This window comes from uncultured Streptococcus sp., assembly GCF_963545685.1.
GTDB lineage: Bacteria > Bacillota > Bacilli > Lactobacillales > Streptococcaceae > Streptococcus.
On record NZ_CAUUKN010000064.1, the window covers coordinates 1 to 6,538 of the forward strand.

The following is a 6,538-nucleotide window of genomic DNA, read 5'->3' on the forward strand; positions in this document are numbered from 1 at the left end:
CACCAATAGCGTAAGCCAATTGTACTTCTGCTTTCTTAGCAAGACCAGCAGCTACAATGTTCTTGGCAATATAGCGAGCTGCATAGGAAGCTGAGCGGTCAACCTTAGTAGCGTCCTTACCAGAGAAGGCACCACCACCATGACGTGAATAACCACCATAAGTATCCACGATGATCTTACGACCCGTCAAACCTGAGTCTCCTTGAGGGCCACCGATTACAAAACGACCTGTTGGGTTGATAAAGAATTTGGTATCTTCATCCAAGTATTCTGCAGGAATAACTGCCTTAATGACTTTTTCAATGACATCTTGACGAATTTGGTCGTTAGTCGCTTCAGGATCATGTTGTGTTGAAATAACAACTGTATCAACACGTACAGGTTGATCATTTTCATCATACTCAACGGTAACCTGAGATTTAGCATCTGGACGAAGGTAAGAAATCTCACCAGATTTACGTAAATCCGCCAATTTTTTAACCAATTTATGTGAAAGGCTAACTGGAAGTGGCATCAATTCTGGAGTTTCATCAATAGCGAAACCAAACATAAGACCCTGGTCACCTGCTCCAATAAGATCTAGTGGATCTTGGTCACCAGTTCCGCGAACTTCAAGTGCTTCATTGACACCCTGAGCAATATCTGGAGATTGTTCAATCAATGATGGGTGAACCCCAACAGATTCTGCTGCAAAGCCGTATTCTGCATTGTTATAACCAATTTCAGCGATAGTATCACGAACCACACGGTTAATGTCCACATAAGCTGTTGTAGAAACCTCACCGAATACATGGACAGAACCAGTATAAACAGCTGTTTCTGCTGCTACATGGGCATCTGGATCTTCTGCTAAAATCGCATCAAGAATGGCATCTGAAATTTGGTCTGCAATTTTATCTGGATGCCCCTCAGATACTGATTCAGACGTGAAAAGTTTACGTTCTGACATATAAAATGTCCCCCTTTTAATATGAAAAATAGTATTAGATAGCACGGGATTTAACCGCCCTCTAATAGGTAAAACGCTATGCTCCACAAAGAGCTCGGCGCCGTTAAAAAGTTACAAAGAACCAGCAGCCAAGCTAGGATGACTGCTGCCTTATCGGGACTTAATAACTAAGTTCCATTATATCACGTTTTTCTTGTCTAGTCATATAGTTATTAATTATCAAGCCTTATCAATATTTTATGGTGAGCAATTTACTGTTTTTTGTATTATACTTAGAATATGAAAACTTATGAACGTGTTTATGAAATATTAGCAAAGAGTCCTGATTTTGTTACTGGAGAAAGCCTCGCCAAAGAGCTTGGTATCTCACGAACAGCCATTTGGAAAGCCATTCAGTCACTTCAGGATCAAGGAGTTGTCATTACAAGTGTCCGCAAGAAAGGCTACCATTTAGAGAAGGGAGATATCCTTCTTCCTCAAGAGATTTCTAACCAACTCAAGATTCCAGTCTACTTCAATTCGGATTCCACCTCTACCCAACTTGATGCTAAACACGGTATGGAAAAACAAAATCCTGTTCCTGCCCTCTATCTTGCGTCTAATCAAGGGGCAGCCAAGGGGCGCTTTGAACGTCACTTTCATACAAGTCCTCACGGTGGTATCTATATGAGTATTCACCTTAAACCAAACTGTCATTATAGTGAGTTACCGCCTTATACCATGATGGTAGCTGCTTCCATTGTCAAAGCTATTCAGCGCCTTACAGGAATAGATACAGACATCAAATGGGTCAACGATATCTATCTGAAAAACAAAAAAATGGCCGGTGTTCTTACCGAAGCCATTAGTTCTATCGAATCTGGACGTATTACAGATGTCATTATAGGTGTGGGACTTAATTTTTCTATTAGCGATTTTCCTAAAGAACTAGCTACTAAAGCAACCAGTCTTTTCCAAAATGAGCATCCAACAATCACGCGAAACCAGCTCATTTCAGAAATTTGGAGGCTCTTTTTAACGATTCCCACTGCGGACTTAGTCAAAGTCTATAAAGAAAAGTCCCTCGTTTTAGACAAACAAGTGACTTTTGAACAAGCTGGAAAAACTTATACTGGTATTGCCAAAGAAATTGGAGACAAGGGGCAACTCCTAGTCATTACTGATGATGGCCAGAATAAATGGCTGACCGCAGGTGAAGTTAGCCTTATTTCTTGGTAGACTTGTTAGCTGCACGCGCAATTCGAGAAATAACATAAGTAGTCCAAAGGCGGCGTATCAGTAAATAACCAAAAAAAGCTGTAAAGAAGTAATAGCCATGCTGTAAACTGTAATTAAAACAAACTGTTTCAAAAATAGTTTCCAGTGTAATAAACAAAATTTGTTGAATCATAAGATTATTATATCAATAGATAGAGCCTAGGACAAGCAGTCTAGGCTCTTTTAGATGTTAGAAAGATTAACCTTCAAGATAGATAAACACACCCATAAAATATCTAAGGTAGGGGGATTGACTCTCTCTAGCTACTACATTTCTGGGCTCGGACCTAAAAAGGTCCACTGGACCTTTTTAGTCCTCTATTTCTACTACATCAGAGAGGAACTCGAGTTCTTGAGGAATGTACTCTTCGCGATCCTCTTTTTCCAACTCTTCTTTAGATTTTAAGCTTCGTGCAAATTCTGTGCGGAGTTTTTCAAACTCTGCTTTTGGAACAGCCATAATATTAGGTGAAAAACCAGCAGCTGAGCTCATGATATTGCCAAACATATCATTGAGATCGCTTCGTTTCATGACCTGTTCGGCATTAAAGGCGGCGTTAAAAGCTAGGATAGCATTTTCTTGATTAGCTAGCACAGGTTCTGACCCGTTCAAAAGCGCCCTATTTTGGGGGCTGATAGAATCCAAAATCTCAGGCCAAGTTGCCTTTAGGGCATCCAGACACTGGCGTGATTTTTGGGGATTCTCCATAGTTTCTTGCATAATTGTAAGGATTTTCTCACGATCCACCTTATACTGATAAGAAGGTTTTGCTTTTTGAGTCGGTGCTACTTTCCCTTGAACTTTACCCTCTTTAAGAGCTTTACGTAGACTCTCTACCTCACGACGAAGACTGTCAAGTTCTTCTTTCAAATTAGCTGGAATGTCTTGTCTAACTTGGACACCTGTCTCAGTTAGCTTAATCGTCAACATCTCAGCATAAATTTTTGGATGTGTCCCAGTTTTAATCTCAGGCAGGGCACTTGTTACCAAATCAATCAATTGGAAAAGTCGGTCTTGTTCCAAAGATAAGTTTTCTTCAAAGAGGGGACTATGATGACTATTCTCACCACCGGCCTTGACTATCAAAAGATCACGGAAATACTCCAAGAGGTCAGTCGCAAACCGACTCATCGACTTCCCATTATCAAAGAGTGTTTCTAGATTTGATAAGGCTTGTGTGGTATCCTGATTACGAACGTTAGCTACAAAACTATCCAAGACAGTCAGACCAATGGAGCCTGTGATTTCTTCGGCAACGGCTTGACTGACATTGTTATCAGCAGAAAGACTCAGTGCTTGATCTAAGATCGACAAGGCATCACGCATACCACCTTCGGCACGACGTGCAATAATGGTTAAGGCTTCATCATCAAAAGTCAATCCTTCTTTTTCCAGAATTGAAGCCAAATGCTCTTTAATAGCTCCCTGCTTAATCGATTTAAATTCAAAACGTTGAACACGAGATAAGATTGTGGCGGGAATTTTATGTAACTCTGTGGTCGCGAGGATAAAGACAACATTTTCAGTTGGTTCTTCCAAAGTCTTCAAGAGAGCATTGAAGGCACCTGTCGAAAGCATGTGGACCTCATCGATAATATACACTTTATAAGTAGCACGACTTGGAGCATAGGTCGATTTATCACGAATTTCACGAATCTCATCTACGCCATTATTTGAAGCCGCATCAATCTCGATAACATCTTCAAGACTCCCATTTGTAATATCATGACAAATATCACATTGGTTACATGGCTCACCATCAACTTGATTAGGGCAATTCATAGCCTTGGCAAAGATCTTAGCCGCACTGGTTTTTCCGGTACCACGTGGTCCAGAAAAGAGATAGGCATGGCTGATTTTGCCTGACTCTACCGTCTGTCTTAGCGTGGTTGAAATCACTTTTTGACCAACCATCTCGCCAAAGGTTTGACTACGGTATTTTCGGTATAGGGCTTGGTACATTAGTTTACCTCAAACATTCCAAATGTAAAATCAGTTTTCTCAAGTAATATTTTGACAAATGCTTCCAGATAATCTTGATCCACCTGGTTATAGTCTCCTACTTGGTGAGAATCCAAATCAAGAACACCAACTAATATACCATCCTTCACCATAGGGACGACAATTTCGCTTCGAGCAGCAGAATCACAGGCAATATAGTTGGCGTGTTTAGTGACATCTTGGACAATCAAGGTTCTATTTTCTGCCGCAGACTGGCCACAAACTCCCTTACCTAAGGCAATTCGAACACAAGAGACATTACCTTGAAAAGGACCAAGGACTAGCTCATTTTTGATATTATCCATCAGGTAGAAGCCTGTAAACACAGAGTTCGGCAGAGTTGTATTTAAAAGAGCTGAGGCATTGGAAAAATTAGCCAATGCGTTGTCTTCATTAGCAAATAGCACTTTAGCCTGAGCAAGCATTAATTCATACGCTAATTTTTTTTCTTCGTTAGTCATAACTACCATTATAGCAAAGATAGGCCCCGAACACTAAAATCGACCTACTATTCTCCTTCCTGTTCATTTAAAAATAAAGCAAGATCTTGTATAACATTTTCAGGATAATCTGGACTAGAAATCTGATAAAACTTAACCGTCATGCGATTTCTGAACCAGGTTAATTGACGTTTTGCAAATCGACGGGTATTTTGCTTGAGTTTTTCTAAGGCCTCATCTAAAGTTTGTTTCCCAGAAAAATAAGGAAATAATTCCTTGTAGCCAATTCCACGTGATGACTGAGCCTCAGGATAATTATCATAAAGCCATTTAGCTTCTTCCAAGAGCCCAAGGTCAACCATCTTGTCAACGCGTGTATTAATGCGGTCATAAATTAAGGAGCGTTCATCATCCAAGCCGATAATAAAAGGATCAAAAGCTGTCTCTGTATTTTCAGGATTGTCCGAAAAACGATATAGTTCAAGCGCCCTAATGGCACGACGACGGTTTATCTCTTTAATCTCTATACCTAAGCTATCAATCTTATCAAAAAGCTGCTGATCAGATAATTGCTCTAGTTCTGAACGGTAGGCTAAAACCTGACTTTGGTCAACTTGTCCCCCGAGATGATAACCTTCTAAAAGGCTCTGTAAATAAAGCCCTGTTCCCCCTACAATGATAGGCAACTTGCCACGACTAACAATATCAGTAATGGCAGTCTGCGCCTCTGTCACAAAATCATAGGCTGAATAGGACTCATCAACATCACGGACATCAATCAAATGATGTACAGCTGCTGCTTGTTCTTCAGGAGTGGCCTTTGCAGTTCCTATATTCAATTGTCGGTAAACCTGCTGACTATCTCCCGAGATTATCTCTCCATTAAAACGCTCAGCCAATTCAATTCCAAGCACCGTTTTTCCCACAGCAGTAGGTCCAGCTACTACAATAAGTTTGGTTTTCATAATGTTTTCACTTGCTATTCTAGATATTTTTTTAGATAATATAAGCATATTATAACATATACGGAGGATAGTCTCATGGCTAAAAAACATTCATTTGCTAAAGGTGTCGCTACTGGCGTTCTCGGAACTGCTGCTACTGTAGCAGGAGCTGTTTTCGCAGTTAAGAAAACAATCATCGAACCAGAAGAAAAGAAATTGGCTTTCATCGAAGAAAACCGTAAAAAAGCAGCTCGCCGTCGTGTAAGTCGCTAATAGTTATGGCCAGGGAAACCTGGTTTTTTTATAACGCAATAAAAAAGCCTCTTTTAAAGAGACTTATGAAACCAGTTTACTTATTATTATTTAAAGCTTCAATAACTCGGTCAGTATTAGCTGTCACATTTGTATTATTGTAACGATGTTGAATTAGACTTTCAATTGTTTCTTTGCAAGTCAAAAGTTTTGACTTTTCAAATACAACAACACTCAATACATGTGCACCTCCAGAAGTTAGATTTAAAATCAAAAGAGTCTGGAATGCACTTAATACAGTCAAAATACCATAAGCAGCTAGGATTAATCCTCCTAAAATAGATGAACCCATCATATTAAAGCCAACTAGAGCAAAGATAATCCCCCATGCAAAAGATTTAAAATCTAATCTGAATGAATCATCAACACTTGAGATATGATCCACTGGAATCGTTTTATTCTGAGCTCCAAGAGGAATAACTTTCAAAATAGTGTTAGGGTTTGATGTCTTGATAAAATCTCCTTCAAGTGCTACAGATGCTTTAAGATAAAATGTTAGATAGGAAGTAATGAAGGTTTGTTTCACAATAATCTCCTTTTTCTATAAAAAATTACAAGATTATTATATATATATATATATCAGAACGTAGACAAACGTCATTTTTGGCGTTTGTCTTTTTGTATTTTCAAAAAT

8 protein-coding genes are annotated in these 6,538 nt (G+C 39.3%); 2 read left to right on the plus strand and 6 right to left on the minus strand.

What is annotated here, in order from left to right; all coding sequences use genetic code 11:
• A partial coding sequence (gene metK / locus RWZ99_RS08395; RefSeq protein WP_314677992.1) for a methionine adenosyltransferase occupies positions 1–949 on the minus strand: 949 nt, incomplete at its 3' end.
• A 279-nt stretch (positions 950–1,228) separates the two neighbouring features.
• Here metK and birA point away from each other — a divergent pair.
• A complete protein-coding gene (birA, locus tag RWZ99_RS08400) occupies positions 1,229–2,167 on the plus strand; it encodes a bifunctional biotin--[acetyl-CoA-carboxylase] ligase/biotin operon repressor BirA (RefSeq protein WP_314677994.1) in 939 nt (312 codons plus the stop codon).
• Here the strand turns inward: birA and RWZ99_RS08405 are convergent.
• From RWZ99_RS08405 to miaA, 4 genes are all read right to left on the minus strand, one after another.
• Entirely contained in the window at positions 2,154–2,339 is a 186-nt protein-coding gene (locus RWZ99_RS08405; RefSeq protein WP_314677996.1) for a DUF3272 family protein, read from the minus strand. The two genes, birA and RWZ99_RS08405, sit on opposite strands and share 14 nt — an antisense overlap.
• 177 nt (positions 2,340–2,516) lie before the next feature.
• Positions 2,517–4,169, minus strand: coding sequence for a DNA polymerase III subunit gamma/tau (gene dnaX, locus RWZ99_RS08410; RefSeq protein ID WP_314677997.1), 1,653 nt, complete (start codon positions 4,167–4,169; stop codon positions 2,517–2,519).
• Positions 4,169–4,669, minus strand: coding sequence for a GAF domain-containing protein (locus tag RWZ99_RS08415; protein ID WP_314677999.1), 501 nt, complete (start codon positions 4,667–4,669; stop codon positions 4,169–4,171). Before RWZ99_RS08415 ends, dnaX begins: the two co-directional genes overlap by 1 nt.
• A 47-nt stretch (positions 4,670–4,716) precedes the next feature.
• Positions 4,717–5,613, minus strand: a complete 897-nt coding sequence (miaA, locus tag RWZ99_RS08420; protein WP_314678002.1) for a tRNA (adenosine(37)-N6)-dimethylallyltransferase MiaA — start codon at positions 5,611–5,613, stop codon at positions 4,717–4,719.
• A gap of 75 nt (positions 5,614–5,688) precedes the next feature.
• On the opposite strand from miaA, the gene RWZ99_RS08425 reads away from it, so the two are divergent.
• On the plus strand, positions 5,689–5,865 hold the full coding sequence (locus RWZ99_RS08425) for a DUF3042 family protein (protein WP_024009934.1): 177 nt from the start codon (positions 5,689–5,691) through the stop codon (positions 5,863–5,865).
• A gap of 76 nt (positions 5,866–5,941) precedes the next feature.
• Here RWZ99_RS08425 and RWZ99_RS08430 read toward each other — a convergent pair whose 3' ends face one another.
• A complete protein-coding gene (locus RWZ99_RS08430) occupies positions 5,942–6,430 on the minus strand; it encodes a hypothetical protein (RefSeq protein ID WP_164376553.1) in 489 nt (162 codons plus the stop codon).
• Positions 6,431–6,538 lie beyond the last annotated feature (108 nt).